Origin of the sequence: Microbacterium sp. ZW T6_19 (assembly GCF_044987465.1) — a bacterium.
GTDB classification, from domain to species: domain Bacteria; phylum Actinomycetota; class Actinomycetes; order Actinomycetales; family Microbacteriaceae; genus Microbacterium; species Microbacterium natoriense_A.
In genome coordinates, this window is sequence record NZ_JBJDRH010000001.1 from 53,321 (window position 1) to 72,473 (window position 19,153).

Genomic DNA, 19,153 nt, shown 5'->3' on the forward strand with positions numbered 1-19,153 from the left:
GCACACGGGGTCACTGCGAGAGGATCGCGGTGATCTCGTCGTTGTCGGCGTCCACGGAGTCCTCGCCGTTCAGCACGGCGTTGCGGACGAGCGTGAGCCACGGGCTGCCCGGAGCGTTGAACGCCTGCTGGAAGTTCAGCGCCACCGGGGTGTCGCCCTGTGCGGCGACCTCGTTGATCGTCACGAGGCGGGGATCAGCCGAGGCGTACTCGTTGTCGGCCAGGTCGCCACGCGACACGGCGTTGCCGTCCTTCGCGAGGACCTCGACCTGAGCGTCCTCGGACATCAGCCAGTTCAGGAAGTTCCACGCCTGCGGGGACTGCTTCGAGTCCTTCGAGATCCCGATGCCGTCGCCGCCCACGAACGTGGACGCACCGCCGTCGACACCGGGGATGCCGGCAACGCCCGCGTCGAACTCGAGCGTGGGCAGCAGCGTCGCCGGGAACGGCATGACGCCGACCTTGCCCTCGCTGAACGCCGCGGTCCAGGTCGGTCCCGTCTCGTCGGTCGAGCTCGGCAGCACGGCTCCGGCCTCTTCGAGGCCGGCCCAGGTCTTGTAGACCTCCTGCGCGGCGTCGCCGCTCAGCAGGGACTCGGCGCCGTCGTCGCCCATGACCTCGTCGCCGGACGCCCAGATCGACGGGAACCAGGTGAACACGAGGCATCCACCGCAGTTCAGCCCGGTAGCCGTGCCGTAGGTGTCGGGCTTGTTCAGCGCCTGCACGGCCGTCGCGGCATCCGCGAACTCCTGCAGCGTCGCGGGCGCCTTGTCGGGGTCGAGCCCGGCTTCGGCGAAGAGCTCCTTGTTCCAGAACAGCATCGACAAGTCGAGGACGAAGGGCAGCACGTGCTCCTTGCCGTCGAGGGCCCCGGCTGAGAGGTGCCCCTGGTTGATGGAGTCCTTGTAGTCGAGCTCGTCGATCTGGGCGGAGATGTCCTTGAAGAGACCCTGCTCGACCCAGTTCGGCACGTACACGATGTCGGCGGCGAACAGGTCGGGAAGGCCTCCGGAGCCGGCGGCTGCGCCGACCTTGGCGACGTAGTCGTCGTTGGGGACGATCGTGAGCTCGACCTGGTTCTCGTGCGAGGAGTTGTACGCGTCGACGAGCAGCTTGGCCTGGTGCTCCATGGGCGCGCGGGTCCACAGCGTCAGGGTCGAGCCGTCGTCGACGCCCTCCGCGGTGATCGGCTCGTCGGACGCCACGTCGGCGGCCGGTGAGCAGGCGGCGAGTCCTGCGACCAGCAGGCCCGCTGCGACGGCGATCGCCGCGCCTCTGACGGGACCGCGGTTCCGGGTGATGGGCATGGGTGTTCTCCTCTGGCTCTTCTTTGAACGATGGGGGTGCTTCGCCTCGTTGCTCGGACGGGTTCTCCGAAATGTAGCGAAAACCATTTCGTACCTGTTATATCTGGATGTGGAAGATGTCGTCAAGTACATTGCCGATAACCTTTCAGAACTCAAGGAGGGCACATGACGGAGGCAACCGCCGCACGCACGGTGACGCTCAGCGACGTGGCGCGGGCCGCACAGGTCTCGATCTCGACGGCGTCGAAAGCCCTGAACGATCGTGATGACGTCGCCGCCGCGACAAAGGCGCGCGTGCTCGCCGTCGCCGAGCAGCTGTCGTTTACGCCGAACGTCGTCGCGCGAGGACTGCTCGCGGGGCGCTCGGGGACCGTGGGTCTGCTCACGAGCGATCTCGAGGGTCGCTTCATGATCCCGATCCTGATGGGCGCGGAGGACGCGTTCGGCGAGGGGCGGGTGAACGTGTTCCTGTGCGACGCCCGCGGCGATGCCATCCGCGAGCAGCATCACCTGCGCGCTCTGCTGAGCCGGCGCGTCGACGGCATCATCGTCGTGGGTCGTTCCACCGACCCTCGCCGGTCTCTCGGGCAGCACATCCCGGTGCCGGTCGTGTACGCGTACGCCCCGTCGGACGATCCCCGCGATCTCTCGCTGACCCCCGACAACGTCGCGGGCGGGCGGATGGCCGTCGAGCACCTGATCGCCTGCGGGCGGACGAGGATCGCCCACGTCACCGGCGACCCTGCGTACGCCGCGGCGCAGGATCGTCTGGCGGGAGCGCGGGAAGCGCTGGATGAGGCTGGCCTGACGATGGTGGGCGAGCCGATGTTCTCGGAATGGACCGAGCACTGGGGGCGCGATGCCGCCGCCATGCTGCTGCAGCGCTACCCCGACATCGATGCGATCTTCTGCGGGTCGGATCAGATCGCCCGCGGCGTGCTGGACACGGCCAGGGATCTCGGACGCGTCGTGCCGGACGATCTCGCGGTGATCGGCTACGACAACTGGGAGGTCCTGGCCGACAACTCCCGCCCGGGCCTCACGTCGATCGACGCGAACCTGCAGAAACTGGGGCGCAAGGCGGCCGAGCATGTCTTCGCGGCGATCGACGGCCGCGACGCCGAATCGGGCATCCGTCCGGTTCCCGTGCGGCTCGTCATCCGCGGCTCCACGATCGCTCGCCGCTGACTCTCTGAGGCGTTCGCTGCTGACTGCCTGAAGCGGCCGTCGACACAGTCGACGGCCGCTTTCGTGTTCCTGTTCTCGCTCACATTCTTCTTCGAAATCTTTCGAAAAGGGTTGCACTCTGCATTGCGACGTGGATAGCGTGACGCGGAGCAGCGCTCGGAGCAGAGCGCAGCGCTCGAGAGGACGGACGACGTGGACCGAACCACTTCCCGCAGCATCCCCCGCGCCACCCTTGCCGTGGCAGGGCTTGCGGGCATCATCGCCAGCTGCATCATCGCCACACCGGCCCAGGCGGCCAACACCGACATCGGCTATCCGGTGTTCTCCGGCAGTGCCGAGCCCGTGCCCGCGACAGGCGTTCCCTATGCCGTCCGCAACGAGCTCCAGGCGATCTTCGACGCCGACGTCGTCGCCGGTGCCGGCACGTCAGCCGAAAAGGATTTCTGGATCGATCGGATGCTGCAGCGCACCGGCACCGCCGGCAGCTTCGGCGACGAGAACCAGTGGCTGTTCACCCGGGGACGTGCCGCATTCATGAAGACGCACGAGCCGGCGAAACTCGGCTTCGGCGGCCAGATCGCCTACTGGGAGGCGATCGACGGACGCGACGCCTACACGGTCGTCGTCGAGGTGGACGGCACCGCGCTGACCCTCACGGAGGACACGACCAAGCGCGAGCAGACGCCGAGCTACTGGCGCAGCGTCCACCGCAACGCGGCGCAGGGCATCGAGGTCGTGCAGACGAAGTTCATCACAGACGCGAACGTGCTCGTCACCGAGCTCGAGGTCACAGCGGCCGGCGCGGCATCCGTCACGCTCCGGGCGGCCTCGCCGTACGCGACGACGTCCGACGGCGACGAGCTCACCGGCACCGTGGCCGCCCTCAACAACCTCACCACGATCCACCCGCGTCTCTCGGGAGACGGCTTCACGGCGGACGCGGGCTCGCTGACGCGCACGATCGCCGTGCCGGCCGGCGGTTCCGTGACGACGAAGGTGCAGCTCGGCCTGGTCACGGACGAGATCGAGAACTCCCGCGCCGAGTACGACGCCTACCGTGCGGCGACTCCGCAGGACGCGTACAGGACGCACGTCACGGCCTACAACCGGTGGTGGGCCGACAACGTGCCGTACCTGGACACTCCGGAGGACAACATCGACAAGACGTTGTTCTACCGCTGGTGGCTGATGCGCTTCAACTTCCTCGACGCGAACATACCGGGCAACGACTACCAGTTCCCCACCTCGATGGAGGGCGTGCTCGGATACAACAACTCGATCGTGCTGACCGCGGGCATGTTCATCGACGACCTCAAGTACTTCCGCGATCCGATCTACTCCTACGGCCCATGGGTCTCCGCCGGTGAGACGTCGAAGAGCTCGAAGATGGTCGACAACCCCGGCGATCCCGCGAACTGGTCGAACAGCTACACCGAGTACATCTCCGAGGCGGCGTGGCGCTCGTACCAGCTGCACGGCGGCCCGACGGCCATCGCCGAGAACCTCGCCACCTACGCCGAGAACGACGTCAAAGGGCTCGTCTCGGCGTACGACACCAACGGCAACGGCCTGATCGAGTACGACTGGGGCGCGATGACCGGCAACGACGCAGACGCCGTGTCGTTCCACTGGAAGCCCGGCAACCAGGATCGTGCCGAGAACGCCTACCTCTACTCCAACGCGCTCGCTGCGGCATCCGCCTACCGGGTGGCGGGCGACACCGCCAAGGCCGACGAGATGGACGCGTTCGCCCAGCACATCAAGGAGCAGGTCATGGACGTGCTCTGGAACCCCGAGCGCAAGCTCATCGAGCATGCGATGGCGGACACGGGCGAGCACGTGCCGTGGAAGGAGATCAACAACTACTACCCGTTCGCAGTCGGCCTGGTGCCGAAGCCGGGCGATGCCGACTACGACGACGACTACGTCGAAGCGCTGCGCCTGTGGGCCGACGACAAGGAATACCCGATCTTCCCGTTCTACACGGCGAACCAGGTCGACAAGGCCGCGGCTGCGGCGGCAGGAGAGGCGGGCAGCAACAACTTCTCCGTGATCAACTCCACTGTCACCTTCCGGATGCTGTCGTCCGTCCTGCGCGACTACCAGACAGACGCGATCGACGCCGAGTGGTACAAGAAGCTCCTGTACTGGAACGCGTGGGCGCATTACCAGAACGGCGGGGACAACCGCCTGCCCGATCAGAACGAGTTCTGGGCCGACGGCTCGGCCGACCCGCAGAACATCGGATACCGCTCCTGGATCCACCACACGATCCTGGGCGCGACCAACTTCACGATGATCGAAGACGCGATGGGCCTGCGGCCCCGCGACGATGCGAAGATCGAGCTCGATCCGATCGTCATCGACTGGGACCACTTCACCGCGAACAACATCCGCTACCGCGATCGCGACCTCACGGTGACTTGGGATGAGCCCGGCGACGGCAAGCGCCCCTACGGCGAGACCGTACCCGAGGGGTACTCGGTGTTCCTCGACGGTACGCTCGCATTCACGGTGGACGCGCTCGGCAAGGTCGTCTACGACCCCGCAACCGGCACGGTCGAGGCGGCCGACGGCGTGAACGTCGTGACGGCGCAGACCTCGTCTGTCGACGCCCCGCAGGACGTCCGCTTCGCGGATGACGCCAGGGTCGTCGATCTGTTCGCCAAAGCGGGCGCCGACATCGCGGACGCGAGCACGGGCAGCTCGAACCTTGCGGCCGGCAGGACAGCCACCGCGACGTTCTCGGCCGCAGGGCGGGCGCCAGCGGGAGCCGTGGACGGCACCACGATCAACGAGCCCTTCTGGGGGTCGGCCGGATCGCCGAACGCCCAGGACTCCCTCACGGTCGAACTCGGATCGACGCAGACCTTCGACGACGCCCGCGTGTACTTCTATCGCAGCTCGTCCTCGGCGACGGTCGCCGGCTACTCGGAGCCGTCGCTGTACACGCTCGAGTACCGCTCGGGCGGCCAATGGCATCCTGTTCCCGGCCAGGCCCGCACTCCGGCCATGCCGCGCGCGAACCTCAACCGCATCCAGTTCCCCGCCGTCACGGGAGACGCCGTGCGCATCACCGTGAACCACGCAGCCGGATTCAAGACCGCCATCAAGGAGGTGCAGGTGTTCGACACCGGTGTCGCCGCTCCCGCGGGCACCAACCTCGCCCCCGCGGTGCAGGCGTGGACCAAGTCGGGAGTCGCGACGCCGGGACAGATCGATCTGGTCGGAACGGTCAAGGACGACGGTCTTCCGGCCGGAGCCATCGCCTCGCAGTGGAGCGTCGTGTCGGCGCCCGAGGGAGCGCTTGCGCTGTTCGACTCCGCGGCGTCGCCGTCGACCACCGTCCGCTTCACGGCTGAGGGCGACTACGTGCTGCGGCTGACGGCATCCGACGGTGAGCTCTCGTCGAGCGTCGATCTGCCGGTCGCGGGTTCCGTGGCCGCGCAGGGCGCCAACGTCGCCTCGTCGGCCACACCGACCGCGGAGTACACCGCCGGCTGGAACAGCGTAAACGCCGTGAATGACGGAAAGGTGCTGTTCTCGGGGGGCGCGCAGAGCGACCTGTGGGGAACGTGGTCGGGCAACCACCCGGCGACCCGCTGGCTGCAGTACGCCTGGTCGCAGCCGGTGCGCATCGACAGCACCGAGGTGTCGTTCTGGGCCGACCAGACGAACCCCGCCTCGAGCGACGGGGTGAACGTGCCGAAGGCGTGGAAGGCGCAGTACTGGACCGGCGCGGCGTGGGCCGACGTCACCGGCGCCGATGCGTACGGCATCGCTCGCACCGAATCGAACCTCACGACCTTCGACGCCGTGACCACGACGCGACTGCGACTCGTGCTGAGCGCGGCGGGCGCGAGCCCCTACGCCGCCGTCGGCGTGAGCGAGTGGCAGGTGTTCGCCGAGGCGCCGACCGCGATCGAGCCCATCGACGTCCGCACCGCGGTCGGCACGATGCCCGAGTTGCCCGAGGAGGTCGACGCGATCTACGCCGACGGAAGCCGCTCGGCGGCGACGGTCGCGTGGGGTCCGATCACGGCCGACCAGGTGGCCGCCGAAGGCGGGTTCACGGTCACGGGCATCGTCGCTGGTTCCGCCGTGCCGGCGCAGGCCGCGGTCTGGGTGCGCGCCACCGCCCCCGGTCAGATCAACGCCGTCGACGAGGTCGCGGTGAAGACCAAGGCGGGAGTCGCCCCTCAGCTTCCGGCGACCCTGGGTGTGCTGTATAACGACGGGTCCCGCGAGGACCTGTCTGTGACGTGGGATGCGGTCGATCCCGCGAGCTACGCCTCCGACGGCGTGTTCACGCTCGACGGGCACGTGCAGACCTCGATCGCCGGCAGCACGGCGGCTCTGGCCACGGTGACGGTGGGCGACGGAGGCGGCGGAGGCGACGACACGACGCCCCCCACCGCAGCAGTGAGCATCGCACCCGCAGCGCCCGAAAGTGGCTGGCACACCGGGGCGGTCACGGTCACCGCCACGGCGACTGACAACCGCGACACGGCGCCGGCGATCGAGATCTCGATCGACGGCGGCGTCTGGGCGGCCTACACGGCTCCGGTCGAGGTCGCGGCCGACGGGACGCACACCGTGCGCGCCAGGGCGACCGATGCGGCGAGCAACGTCTCGGCACTCGCCGAGACGGAGTTCGCGATCGACGCGACAGCGCCCGAAGTGACGGCGGAGGCCGATCCGATCGCTCGCACAGTCAAGGCCTCGGCGACGGATGCCGGATCCGGCGTTGCGACGATCGAGTACCGCGTCGGCGACGGCGCCTGGGCGCCGTACGTCAAGACGGTCCTCGCCGAGGTGACCGAGCAGACCGTGCAACTGCGGGCCACCGACAAGGCCGGCAGCACGAGCGAGATCGTCGACGTCGTGCTGCCGGACGGCACGGCGGATCATCGTCGCAACGTCGCCCTGATCGCGACTCCGACCGCGTCCTTCACCGCCGGGTGGAACAGCGTCGACGGTCTGAACGACGACGTGCAGCCGACGGCATCCGGAGATGTCGACCCCGGTGACAACGTCAACGTGTGGGGAGCCTGGCCGCAGGTGACCGAGCAGTGGGTGCAGTACGACTGGGCCCAGCCGGTGACGCTCGACGAGACCGCGGCGTACTTCGTGCACAACCTCGACGGGAACGGCGCGGGCATCGCGGTGCCGAAGAGCTGGAAGGCGCAGTACCGCGATGCTGCCGGTCAATGGATCGATGTCGCCGCAACTGCGCCTTACGGCACGGATGTCGACACGTACAACACGGTAGGCTTCGCGCCGGTCACGACCGACGCGCTCCGGCTGGTCCTGCAGGCGCAGGGCACGGTCGAGGGCTCTGGAAGCCTCGGGATCAAGGAGTGGCGGGTGCTCGAGCAGGGTGCAGCAGCTCCGAGGCTCGACGTCGAGATCACGACGACGATGCGCTGCGTCGCAGGCAAGACCGTGCTCGTGACCTCGGTCCGCAACGACAGCGGGCAGCCCGTCGACGTGGCGATCGGCACGCCGTACGGGGCGAAGAGCATCAAGAGCCTGGCGGCGGGGAAGACCCAGAGCCACAGCTTCACGACGCGCCTCGCCGAGATGCCCGCCGGCACGGTCGGCGCCACCGTCACCGGAGAGATCGACGGAGTCGCCGTGAGCGAGCAGCGCACGGTCGCCTATGTCGCGAGCACATGCACACGATGATCTCGGCGGCGATCAGAGCGGCTGCCGTGGTCGTGCTGTCGCTCCTCCTCTCGTCGGCGGTCGCCGCATCCGCGGCCGCCGACGGAGGGGACGGGCAAGGGGCTTCATTCCACATCGGCGTCCGCGCCATCGCGGTCGGTGAGCCGATCCCCGTGACGGTCATCGAGGCCGAGCCGGGGTCGACGTGGGAGATCCGCGAACAGAGCACCGCCACCGCGCTGGGTGTGCTCACGGTCGGGACCGACGGGACAGGGACGGCGACCGTCTCGCTGCCGCTCGACACCAACCTCGGCGTCGCCCAGCTCGTGGCGGTGAACGGCGATCGCGAGTTGACCTCCGGCGCCAGCGTCGGCTCCTCCGTCGCTCCCGCGGGCGAGCCTAAACAAGCCGTGGCCGATCCCGGCTTCCCGGTCATCCCTGCGATCACGGTCATCGTCGCGATCGTCATCCTGGGCGCCGTCGCGCTCATCATCCGCGCGCGACGCAGAGCCGCTCGCCTGCGTCCGAAGGAGTTCCTCTCATGATCCGCAGACCCTGGCGTAACGTCGCCGTCACGGCGGCAGGCACGGCCGTGCTGCTCGTCGCCGCCCTCCTGCCGCTCTCCTCGGCGGCCGCCGCGACGGTCAACCCGATCATCGGCGACGGCACGGTGTACTCGGCCGACCCGACGCTGCTCGTCGACGACGGAACGCTGTACATCCACGCGGGCCGTGACGAGGCGGGTCCCACCACGAACGACTTCATCATGAACGAGTGGCAGGCGTTCTCGACAACCGACCCCGATTCAGGGGAGTGGGAGCATCACCCGTCCGTGATGCGGCCGGAAGAGGTGTTCGAGTGGGCTACGCCCGGCCGCGCCTATGCAGGTCAGGTCGTGAAGGGCGGGGACGGGCGGTTCTACTGGTACGTGCCGGTGAACGAGGCCGAGAGCAGTTCACCCGACAAGTTCGGCATCGGCGTCGCCGTGTCCGACAGCCCTCTCGGGCCGTGGACCGACCACGTCGGCGGCCCCATCGTCTCGCAGAGCATCCTCGGCAACGACGCCCACAACATCGACCCGACCGTGCTCGTCGACGACGACGGCACGGTGTGGATGTACTGGGGAAGTTTCAGCCGCCTGATGGCGACGCAGCTGGATGACGACATGAAGACCCTCATCGGATCCCCGATGACGATCACCTCGGGCGTCGACGGCTTCTTCGAAGCCGCGTGGCTGTTCACGCGCAACGGCACGTACTACCTGGCGTACGCGGCCAACAACGCCGGCCCTGACAGCAACTGCACCCCTGCGGTGTACCACGCCTGCATCGCCTACTCGACGGCGTCGAGTCCGCTCGGCCCCTGGACGTATCAGGGCCGCATCCTCGCCCCCGTCTCGTCGACCACCAGCCACCCGGCCATCGCCGAGTTCGACGACACGTGGTACATCGCGTATCACACGGCCGATGCGGCCGGCGGAAACCACTTCCGGCGTTCGGTCGCGATCGACGTGCTCGAGTGGGACGACACGCAGACCCCCGCGCGGATCATGCCGGTCGTCACCACACCCGCGCACGACATCGATCTCGCACCGCGTTCCAACGTCGCCCCGTGGGCGACGGCATCCGCATCGAACGAGCCGATCCCCACGCAGTACTGGATCGACGCGCTCAACGACGAGATCGTGCGGCCCAATCCGCTGCCGCCGGACATGTGGGGCAGCTGGTCCTCGGTGCGTCCCGCGCAGCAGTGGATCCAGTACGACTGGGAGCGTCCGGTGCGCATCGACAGCGCGAGCATCGACTTCTGGCGCGACGCCGCACCCGGCACGGGCGACGGCGTCGCAGACCCGGCGTCGTGGGTGCTGCAGTACTGGGACGGCGGGCTCTGGAAGGACGTGTCGAACCCGAGCGGCTACCCGACGACCACGACGCAGATGCACGAGGTGACGTTCGACGCCGTGACGACCTCGCGGCTGCGTGCCGTGCTGAACGCCTCGCCGAATTCCGCGACGCCTCCCCAGTACTCCGGTCTGGCCGTCGAGGAATGGGAGGTGCACGCCGCTCAGCCCGACTCGGTCGACCCGGTGAGCACGACGACCACGGTCGGCGTGCAGCCCGCGCTGCCCGACGCGGTCGCGGTGAACTTCGCCGACGAGAAGATCCTCGTGCCGGTGCACTGGGACGCGATCGACGACGCCGATCTGGCCGCCGCCGGTGAGCTCTCCGTCGCCGGCACGGTCGAGGGGTACGCCGCGGGCCGGGTCGACGCCACGGTCACCGTGCGGGAGCCGGTGCCGCCGGGCACACCCGACATGACGGCACCGGAGCTCTCGATCGAGGCGCTCGGCACGCAGGGCGGATCGGGCTGGTTCGTCACCCCCGTGACGATCCGTGCGACGGCATCCGATGATCGCGACGTGCGCATGCGCATCGACGTCGCCACCGGTTCGGCGGAGTGGACGACCACCGAGAACGCGCACCAGGTCGACACGGTCGTGGCCGAGGACGGGCTGACAGCGGTGACGGCGAGGGCGATGGATGCCGCGGGCAACGTCTCGGCGATCGCAAGCACCGAGGTGCGCATCGACACCGCGGCGCCGCAGGTCGCCGGAACCTTCTCTCCCGAGGGGCGGACGGTCACCGCGAGCGCCTCGGACAGCGGATCAGGCGTCGCGGCGATCGAGTATGCGATCGACGCACCCTCGGGGTGGCAGCCGTACCTCGCGCCCGTCGCCCTCGACGGCGCCCGGCACGTGGTCCATCTGCGTGCACGTGACCTGGCCGGCAACGTCTCGACGCTGTCGAGCACGGCCGTCCCGCTGTCGCCCGATGCGCCGCTCACCGGGAACATCGCACCGATCGCGACACCGACCGCCTCGTACACCTCGGGATGGAACAGCGTCACCGCGGTGAACGACGAGTCGCTCAGCGGAGCGTCCTGGGGCACCTGGCCGAACGTCGGCGAGCAGTGGGTGCAGCTGACCTGGGATCGCGAGGTCACGATCGATCGGGCAGGAGTGCTCTTCTTCCGTGATCAGCCGGACGAGGCAGGAGGCGGCATGATCCCTCCGCGCGAGTGGAGGCTGCAGTACTTCGACGAAGCGGCCGGTGCGTGGGCCGATGTGTCGATGGCCGGAGCGTACGGCCGCTCATCCGACACGGTCAACGAGGTCGCCTTCGCCCCGGTCGCGACGACGAGACTCCGTGCCCTCATGCAGGCGTGGGGACAGGACAGCGCCGGCGGATCGAGCGGGATCCTCGAGTTCCAGGCCTGGGCGGCCGAGGCGCCGCCCGCGATCGATGCCTCGGTCGCGGTGACCTCGCGCTGCGTCGCGGGCGCAGCCGTGCTCGTGATGACGGCGAAGAACGCGGATGCCGTGCCGCTCGTGTTCGACATCGCGACCCCCTATGGCCGCAGGTCGGCGTCGGTGCAGCCGGGTGCGTCGACCAGCGCGAGCGTCTCGACGCGTCTCGCGGTCCTCCCGGCGGGCGTCGTGACCGCGACGGTCTCCGGCACGATCGACGGCGCAGCCGTCACCCTGCCGCTTTCCGCGCCCTTCCCCGCCCGCACCTGCCGGTGACCGGCAACCCGCCCCGAAAGGAACCCACGATGACGTACTCCGGTGACCGAGCCCTGTCCCGACGGCAGATGCTCGCGGGAGGAGGCGCGACGCTGGCAGGCATGCTCGCCGCGGTCTCCCTCTCGAGCGCGACCCCTGCGGCAGCGGCGCCACCCGCGGCCGGCGTCCCGGCATCCGCCTTCCGGTTCCCCGGCGCCGCGGTCTCGAACGCGCGGGTTCTCGCCGCCGGCACCGCGGTGTACCCCGCGTCCTGGACGGTCACGCCGTTCCCGCTTGCGGCGGTGGCGCTCGGGCAGAGCGTGTTCCGCCGCGCGTTCGATCAGCACCTGGTCATGTACCGGGCCTATGCGGTCGACAAGATCCTCGCGGTGTTCCGCCGCAATGCGGGGCTGCCCACGGGCGACGCGACGCCGCCCGGCGGCTGGGAGGAGTACGGCCCGAACCCCGAGGCTCAGCGCTGGGGTCCCCGCGAGTACGTCCGGGGTCAGAACGCCGCGGGTGCCGGCGGACTTCTGCGCGGACACTACGCCGGGCACTTCCTCAGCGGCATCTCCATGGCCTACGCCTCGACAGGTGAAGTGGCGCTGCTGAACAAGGTCGACGCGATGGTCGACGGACTCGCGGAGGTCCGGGACGCGCTCGCCGCCCAGACCCACCAGGATGCTCCCCGCTACTCGCACCCCGGATTCCTTTCGGCGTACGGCGAGTGGCAGTTCTCGGCCCTGGAGGAGTACGCGCCCTATGGCGAGATCTGGGCTCCGTATTACACGCTGCACAAGATCCTCGCCGGGCTCCTCGACGCGCACGCGCTGGCGGGGAACGAGAAGGCACTCGCTCTCGCGGAGGGCATCGGCCACTGGGTGCACAGCCGGCTGTCCGCGTGCACCCCCGCCCAACTCGCCCGGATGTGGGGCTCGTACATCGCAGGCGAGTACGGCGGCATGAACGAGAGCCTGGTCGAGCTGTACTGGCGCTCGAGCGACCCCGCCAAGGCCGAGTTCCTCGACGCGGCGAAGCTGTTCACCCTGCAGATCCTGGTCGACGCCTGCGCGACGGGCACCGACACGCTCAACGGCAAGCACGCGAACCAGCACATCCCGCAGTTCCCCGGCTACATCAAGCTCGCCGCCGAGACCGGCGACCAGCACCTCCTCGACGCGGCGCGAGGCTTCTACGAGCTCGTCGTCCCCGGACGCTCCTACGCCCACGGCGGCACGGGCGAGGGCGAGCTGTGGGGGCCCGCGAACACCGTGGCCGGCGACATCGGTCCGCGCAACGCCGAGTCCTGTGCGGCCTACAACATGCTGAAGGTCGCGAGCGACCTGTTCTTCACCGAGCAGAACCCGGCATACATGGACTACTTCGAGCGGACGGTGCTGAATCACATCCTCGGCGGACGCCGCGACCGCGAGTCGACCTCCGGCCCAGAGAACCTGTACATGTTCCCCGTGAACCCGGGCGCACGCAAGGAGTACGGCAACGGCAACATCGGCACCTGCTGCGGTGGAACGGGCCTGGAGAGCCACGTGAAGTACCAGGAGGGCATCTACTTCCGCTCGGCCGATCAGACGCAGCTCTACGTCAACCTGTACATCGCGTCGACTCTCACCTGGCAGGAGAAGGGACTCGTCCTCGAGCAGATCTCGACCTACCCGCAGGGCGAGACGTCGACGCTGAAGATCGTGAGCGCACCGAACGGGCCGCTCACGATGCATCTGCGCATACCCGCATGGGCGTCGGGAGTCGAGATGACGATCAACGGACAGCCTGCAGGAGTCGACGTCGAGCCCGGAACCTATGCAGCGCTCGAGCGCATCTGGGCCCCGGGCGACGAGGTCGGCATCCGCATCCCCCTCGCCCTGCGCACCGAGGGCGCGATCGACCGCCCCGACATCCAGGCGCTCATGTACGGCCCTGTCGTGCTGGCCGCGACGAGCGGTGCCACGAGCTATCTCAAGGTGGCCCTGGCCGACCGGCTCGATCTCTCCGGAGCCGTGACCAGGGGCGTCTCGAAGACCGACGACAACGTGTTCACGATCGGGTCTTTGACCTTCGAGCCGGCCTACAACGGAAAGGACGTGGCGTACCACATGTACGTGCAGCGCACCGAGCCGTCGGTCGCCTTCGCTGGGAAGGACTCCGGCGTCGTCACGCCCAAGAGATCGGGACGCACCCTGCTCGACGAGATCTGGGAGCGGGCGCCGTTCGCGACCCGCACCGACTTCCTCGCGGCGGTGTCCGAGGTGAGCGGCTCCTACCTCGCCGACGGTCTGCTCAGCCCGCGGAACCGGCAGAAGATCCTGCTCACAGCCGCACAGGCCCCGATCGACGGAGGGCGCTGAGATGCGGGCATGGAAGCGCACGGCGGGGCTGCTCGTCGCGCTCATTGCGACCATGGCGTTCGCGGGTTCCGCTGCGCCGGCCATCGGAGCCGAGGAGCCGAGCAACGTCGCGGCGGCCGCGAGAGACAACGCGCCGACCGTCGAGGTCGGGTACGTCACCGGGTGGAACTCCGCTGCGGCCCTCAACAACGCACGAACGGCGGCCACCGACGACTACACGCAGATGTGGGGAACCTGGGGCGATCCCGCGGGGCCTTCGCAGGACTGGGCTTCGTACACGTGGGAGAAGCCCGTGACGGTGAGCTCGTCGCGGTTGTACCTGTGGCAGAACCATCTCACGGGAGACTCGGGAGTCATGATCCCCTCGGCCTGGCAGATCGAGTATCGGGGCGGGACAGGGGAGTGGATGCCGGTCACCGGCGCCTCGCTCGCCTACGAGCTGCCCGTGCTCGACGAGGCGGCCCCCGTCTCCTCCCTGCCCGCGGTGCAGGCCGACTTCGACGCGGTGACGACGACGGCCGTGAGGCTCGTGCTCGATCGCGCGGTGGTGGACGGCGAGAAGAAGGCCACGAGCGTGATCGAGTGGGAGGTCATCGGCGTCGACGCGTCGGTCGTCGACCCAGAGCCGACCGACCCCGGGGCATTCATCGACGCTGAGGCCGTCGCGGTGCGCACTCTCACCGGCACGGCTCCCGAGCTGCCGACCGAGATGTGGGTGATCGGCGAGAACGGGCCGCTCGCCTACGAGAACGTGGACTGGGCGACGGTCGCCCCGACGTCATACGCCGAGGAAGGCTCGTTCGAGGTCTCCGGGACCGTGGAGGGGTTCTCGGATCAGCCGATATCTGCAACGGTGTTCGTCGCCGATGCGCTGTCGTCGACGATCGACGGCATCGACTACGCCGCGACGATCACGACTCCGGGTGCGGCTCCCGTGCTGCCCCGCACGGTTCGGGCGCACTACGACGACGGAACCGCGAGCAGCACTGTCGCCGTCGTCTGGGACGAGATCGATCCGTCGGCATACGCGTCGCCCGACTCCTTCTTCGATGTCGCAGGCGCGGTCGACGGCTATCCGGCGGGAGCGGTCGCCTCGGTGTTCGTCGTCGAACCGGCCGCCCAGGCGGGCCCCCTTGTCTCGATCGACCTCGACTCGGCGCCTCAGGGCTCGGGCTGGTACACCTCGGCGCCCATCGTCACCGTGACGGCCGAGGCCGCCGGCGCTCCGATCTCCATGGTCGAGTACAGCCTCGACGGTCAGACCTGGAATCCCTACAGCGCGCCGTTCCCGGTCGACGGGCAGGGACTGGTCACCGTGAGCGCCCGGGCGACCGACGGCGACGCGGCGGTGGGCGAGGTCTCCGAGAGCATCAAGGTCGACACGGTCGCTCCGACCACGGCGATCGACGTCGCGGCGGTCGACGCGGCCTTCGCACTCGTCACGCTCACGCCGTCCGACGCCGAACCCGGATCGGGCGTCACCCGCACGATCTGGTCGGACGGGCCCGACTCCTCGCCCACGGGTGAGACCAACAACATGTTCGCGACCTATGAGGCGCCGTTCTCGGTACAGCTCGCGGAGGAGCCGAGGTACGTGCACGTGCAGACGCAGGATGCCGCGGGCAACGTCGAGGCCTACGCGACGGTGTTGCTGCCCGCGGCGGGGGCCGAGCCCCTGGATCTTCGGGTGAGCACGACGTCGCGGTGCGTGGCGGGCACGGTGCAGCTGGTCGTGTCGGTACGGAACGCGGACACCGTGCCAGCCGAGGTCACGGTCACGACGCCGTTCGGCACCAAGACGGTCGAGGTCGCGTCGGGCCGGACGAGTTCGTCCTCGTTCGCGACGCGCTCATCGACGCTCGTCGCGGGGGAGGCGCAGGTGACAGGCGCCGCAGAAGACCTCTCGTACTCGGCACCCGCGCCGTACCTCGCCAGAAGCTGCAGCTGAGCCGCTGGACGGAAGAAGGGTCCGCGCTGCTCGCGCGGGCCCTTCTTCGTCGTCCCTCTTGCATCCGCCGAATTGTTCCCGGTAACATCAGGCAGGCGGTAGGCGCGCGACGGCAGCTCGCGATCACGATCTCAGTGGTCGCATCGCGCGCACCGATTCCCTCGTACCTCAAGGAGGAGAGTGCACTATGCGGTTTACGAAAACGATATCCATACCCCGGGAACGGTGATTCCCGGGAACGCTGGGCCAGGTCGTCCCTGATCTGAACCGGGGCTGATCGACCCGAGCGGTTCTCGCGCTCGACAGCGGTGTCCGGCGTGCCCGCGTGCACGCCGAACGACGCCAGGTCGCGCACCCAGACCCACAAGGAGACCGACGACAGGACCGCGGTGATCCACCGCCGGCCGCGTCTCAGGTCGCACACGAAACACATCACGTCGCCCGAAGGCGGCATGCTCAGCGGCATCCGTCGATACCGCTGCTCGAGCGCGCCCTCGGCGACCCATGAAACAAGGAGTGAGCACATGACATCGCCACACACACGCGTCCCCCGGCATCGGGGGCGACCGGCATCCCGTACCGCAGCCCTGCTCGGAGTCGCGGCGCTCATCGCGTCGTCGGTCACCGCAGCCGGCGCCAGTGCCGCGTATGCCGACCCGGTCGGGAGCATCCGCACTGCAGCCGTGGCGGAGCCCCCGGCCGTGCCGGGGAACCTCCTGCCAGACGGCCGCTTCGTGTCCGACTCGGCCGGATGGACGAGCACCCGGGGCGGCACGCTCTCGCTGAGCGACGACGCGGCGAGCGGAGCACACTCGCTGCAGGTGGCCGCACGTCAGAACACGCAGTCCGGCCCGTTCGCGAACGTCTCCGGCAAGATCGAGGTCGGCGCGACGTACCGCATGACCGGGAAGCTGAAATACAGCACCGGCGCGGCGACGCAGCAGTTCAACTTCACGCTCTGCCCCACGAACTTCAACGGGTGCGCCGACTACGGTCACACCTTCACGCAGGGAGAGTGGGGCACGTTCTCCCAGGAGTTCACAGCCGAGGCCAAGCACGCCGCCGCCGGCTGGTTCTTCATCGAGACGCCGTGGGGCTCGAACGCGCTGCAGGACTTCGCGGTCGATGAGCTGTCGCTCGTGAAGATCGCGGACGCACCGGAGCAGCCGGCGTTCACGAGCCTCGAGAAGGTGCAGACCAAGCCCGTCGGGGACCACAACCCGCTGGTCGGCCACAAGTTCGGCGCCGACCCGCACCACCTCATCTACAACGGTCGGCTCTACATCTACTCCACCGACGACACGCAGCAGTACGAGACGAACAGCAAGGACGCCAACGGTCTGCCGACGCAGTCCAACGGCTATGGGGCGATCACCCGGCTGAATGTGATGTCGACCAGCGACATGGTCAACTGGGTCGATCATGGGACGGTCCCGGTCTCGCGCGAAGGCGGAGCCGCGCCCTGGTCGCGCAACTCCTGGGCGCCGGCCGCGATCGAGAAGGACGGCAAGGTCTACCTCTACTTCTGCGACAACGGCAGCGGCACCGCCGTCGTCGTCGGCGGGTCTCCGCTCGGACCGTGGACCGATCCTCTGGGCAAGAAGATCATCCCCGACACCGTCTCGCCCGAGTACATCGCCGGCGGCGGCTTCCCCGCGGGTATGTGGCTGTTCGACCCCGAGGTGTTCATCGACGACGACGGCCAGGGCTACCTCTACTTCGGCGGCAACTCGCAGATCGGCACCGCGCCGAACGTGCAGGGGCCTCAGAATCCGAAGTCGACCCGCGTGGTCAAGCTGAAGGACGACATGGTCACACTCGACGGCGACCCCGTGGAGATCGACGGCCCCGGCATGTTCGAGGCGTCGAGCATGTTCAAGCACGGCGACAAGTACTACTACTCGTACTCGTCGAACTTCCAGGTGAACGAGGTGCCGGGTCAGTATCCGTCGCGTGGCGGGATCGCGTACATGATGACCGATGACCCGATGGATCTGTCGGCGTCGGCATATGCCGGAGTCGCGTTCCAGAACCAGGCCACATTCTTCGGAGCGGGCAACGGCGGCAACAACCATTCCGACATGTTCACCTACAAGGGCGAGACGTACTTCACCTACCACGCGCAGACGCGCGGTGCGGCGTGGGCAGCGGCGCTCGGCACGCCGGGGGCCACGCAGGGCTACCGCTCGGTGCACATCGACAAGCTCGAGTTCAACGCGGACGGCACGATCAAGCCGATCGTCGGCACCCGCGCAGGTGTCGCGCAGGTCGAGAGCTTCGACCCGTACCGCACCTTCGAAGCCGAGACGCTCGCCTGGCAGCTCGGGGTCAGCACGGCGAAGACGGATGCTCCGTCGGTCGAGTTCCCCGAGCACAACGGCAGCGGCAACATGGTGCTCTCGAGCGTCGACGACGGCGACTTCGCCGGGGTCTCCGGCGTCGACTTCGGCGCGGGAGCTGCGACCGTGTCGGCGCGGGTGAAGCCGTTGGTCGAAGGCGGCAGCATCCAGGTCCGTCTCGACGATGTCGACGGCCAGGTGGTCGCCGAGATCCCGGTCGACGGCACGGTGGGCGCGTGGACGACCGTGCAGGCGGACGTGACGGGAGCGACGGGGGAGCACGATGTGTTCTTCGTCTTCGCCGCGCCCGACGGCGCGGCTGCGGATGCCGACCTCGTCGAGGTCGACAACTGGGCGTTCGCGGCCGCACCCGCAGAGACGCTCGACCTCGTCGTGTCGACGGGTTCGCGCTGCGTGGCGGGCAAGGTTCAGCTGGTGGTGTCGGTGCGCAATGCGGATGCCGTGGCTGCAGAGGCGACGATCGAGACGCCGTTCGGCGAGAAGAAGGTCGCGCTCGCGGCAGGGGCGACCTCGTCGTCGTCGTTCGCGACGCGCTCGTCGGCGCTCGCCGCGGGGGAGGTGCAGGTGACAGGCGCCGCCGGTGACCTCGCCTACTCCGGCGCCACTGCGTATCTCGCCAGGAGCTGCGGCTGACCTCCTGATCCGGGCGTGAGACCCACGGAGCCCCCGTGGGTCTCGCGCCCGGATCGGGGTCTCAGCCCCGGCCCGGCCCCGGTCCCGGGGCCTCGCGGTCGATGATCGTTTCTGGTCGATACTGCA

8 protein-coding genes are annotated in these 19,153 nt (G+C 68.8%); 7 read left to right on the forward strand and 1 reads right to left on the reverse strand.

The window, feature by feature from the left end:
* Positions 1–10 precede the first annotated feature (10 nt).
* On the reverse strand, positions 11–1,306 hold the full coding sequence (locus tag ACI3KT_RS00255) for an ABC transporter substrate-binding protein (protein ID WP_404901691.1): 1,296 nt from the start codon (positions 1,304–1,306) through the stop codon (positions 11–13).
* A 165-nt stretch (positions 1,307–1,471) separates the two neighbouring features.
* Between ACI3KT_RS00255 and ACI3KT_RS00260 the strand changes: the two genes are divergently transcribed.
* From ACI3KT_RS00260 to ACI3KT_RS00290, 7 genes are all read left to right on the forward strand, one after another.
* The gene (locus tag ACI3KT_RS00260; RefSeq protein ID WP_404901693.1) at positions 1,472–2,494 is read left to right on the forward strand and encodes a LacI family DNA-binding transcriptional regulator; all 1,023 of its coding nucleotides are present in this window, start codon (positions 1,472–1,474) and stop codon (positions 2,492–2,494) included.
* Positions 2,495–2,686: 192 nt separating this feature from the next.
* On the forward strand, positions 2,687–8,182 hold the full coding sequence (locus ACI3KT_RS00265; RefSeq protein WP_404901696.1) for an OmpL47-type beta-barrel domain-containing protein: 5,496 nt from the start codon (positions 2,687–2,689) through the stop codon (positions 8,180–8,182).
* Positions 8,170–8,706, forward strand: a complete 537-nt coding sequence (locus tag ACI3KT_RS00270) for a hypothetical protein (protein ID WP_404901699.1) — start codon at positions 8,170–8,172, stop codon at positions 8,704–8,706. The genes ACI3KT_RS00265 and ACI3KT_RS00270 overlap by 13 nt, the downstream gene beginning before the upstream one ends.
* Positions 8,703–11,744, forward strand: a complete 3,042-nt coding sequence (locus ACI3KT_RS00275; RefSeq protein WP_404901702.1) for a family 43 glycosylhydrolase — start codon at positions 8,703–8,705, stop codon at positions 11,742–11,744. Before ACI3KT_RS00270 ends, ACI3KT_RS00275 begins: the two co-directional genes overlap by 4 nt.
* A 29-nt stretch (positions 11,745–11,773) precedes the next feature.
* Entirely contained in the window at positions 11,774–14,086 is a 2,313-nt protein-coding gene (locus ACI3KT_RS00280; RefSeq protein ID WP_404901704.1) for a glycoside hydrolase family 127 protein, read from the forward strand.
* A gap of 1 nt (position 14,087) precedes the next feature.
* Positions 14,088–16,034: an Ig-like domain-containing protein gene (locus ACI3KT_RS00285; RefSeq protein ID WP_404901706.1), complete on the forward strand. Its 1,947-nt coding sequence runs from the start codon at positions 14,088–14,090 to the stop codon at positions 16,032–16,034.
* A 524-nt stretch (positions 16,035–16,558) separates the two neighbouring features.
* On the forward strand, positions 16,559–19,027 hold the full coding sequence (locus tag ACI3KT_RS00290) for a glycoside hydrolase family 43 protein (protein WP_404901708.1): 2,469 nt from the start codon (positions 16,559–16,561) through the stop codon (positions 19,025–19,027).
* Positions 19,028–19,153 lie beyond the last annotated feature (126 nt).

Excerpts from the sequence above, each read along its gene's own strand:
- ACI3KT_RS00270 (WP_404901699.1), top strand. The coding sequence starts at position 8,170 with ATGCACACGATGATCTCGGCGGCGATCAGAGCGGCTGCCGTGGTCGTG.
- ACI3KT_RS00255 (WP_404901691.1), bottom strand. The coding sequence starts at position 1,306 with ATGCCCATCACCCGGAACCGCGGTCCCGTCAGAGGCGCGGCGATCGCC.
- ACI3KT_RS00275 (WP_404901702.1), top strand. The coding sequence starts at position 8,703 with ATGATCCGCAGACCCTGGCGTAACGTCGCCGTCACGGCGGCAGGCACG.
- ACI3KT_RS00280 (WP_404901704.1), top strand. The coding sequence starts at position 11,774 with ATGACGTACTCCGGTGACCGAGCCCTGTCCCGACGGCAGATGCTCGCG.
- ACI3KT_RS00260 (WP_404901693.1), top strand. The coding sequence starts at position 1,472 with ATGACGGAGGCAACCGCCGCACGCACGGTGACGCTCAGCGACGTGGCG.
- ACI3KT_RS00285 (WP_404901706.1), top strand. The coding sequence starts at position 14,088 with ATGCGGGCATGGAAGCGCACGGCGGGGCTGCTCGTCGCGCTCATTGCG.
- ACI3KT_RS00290 (WP_404901708.1), top strand. The coding sequence starts at position 16,559 with ATGACATCGCCACACACACGCGTCCCCCGGCATCGGGGGCGACCGGCA.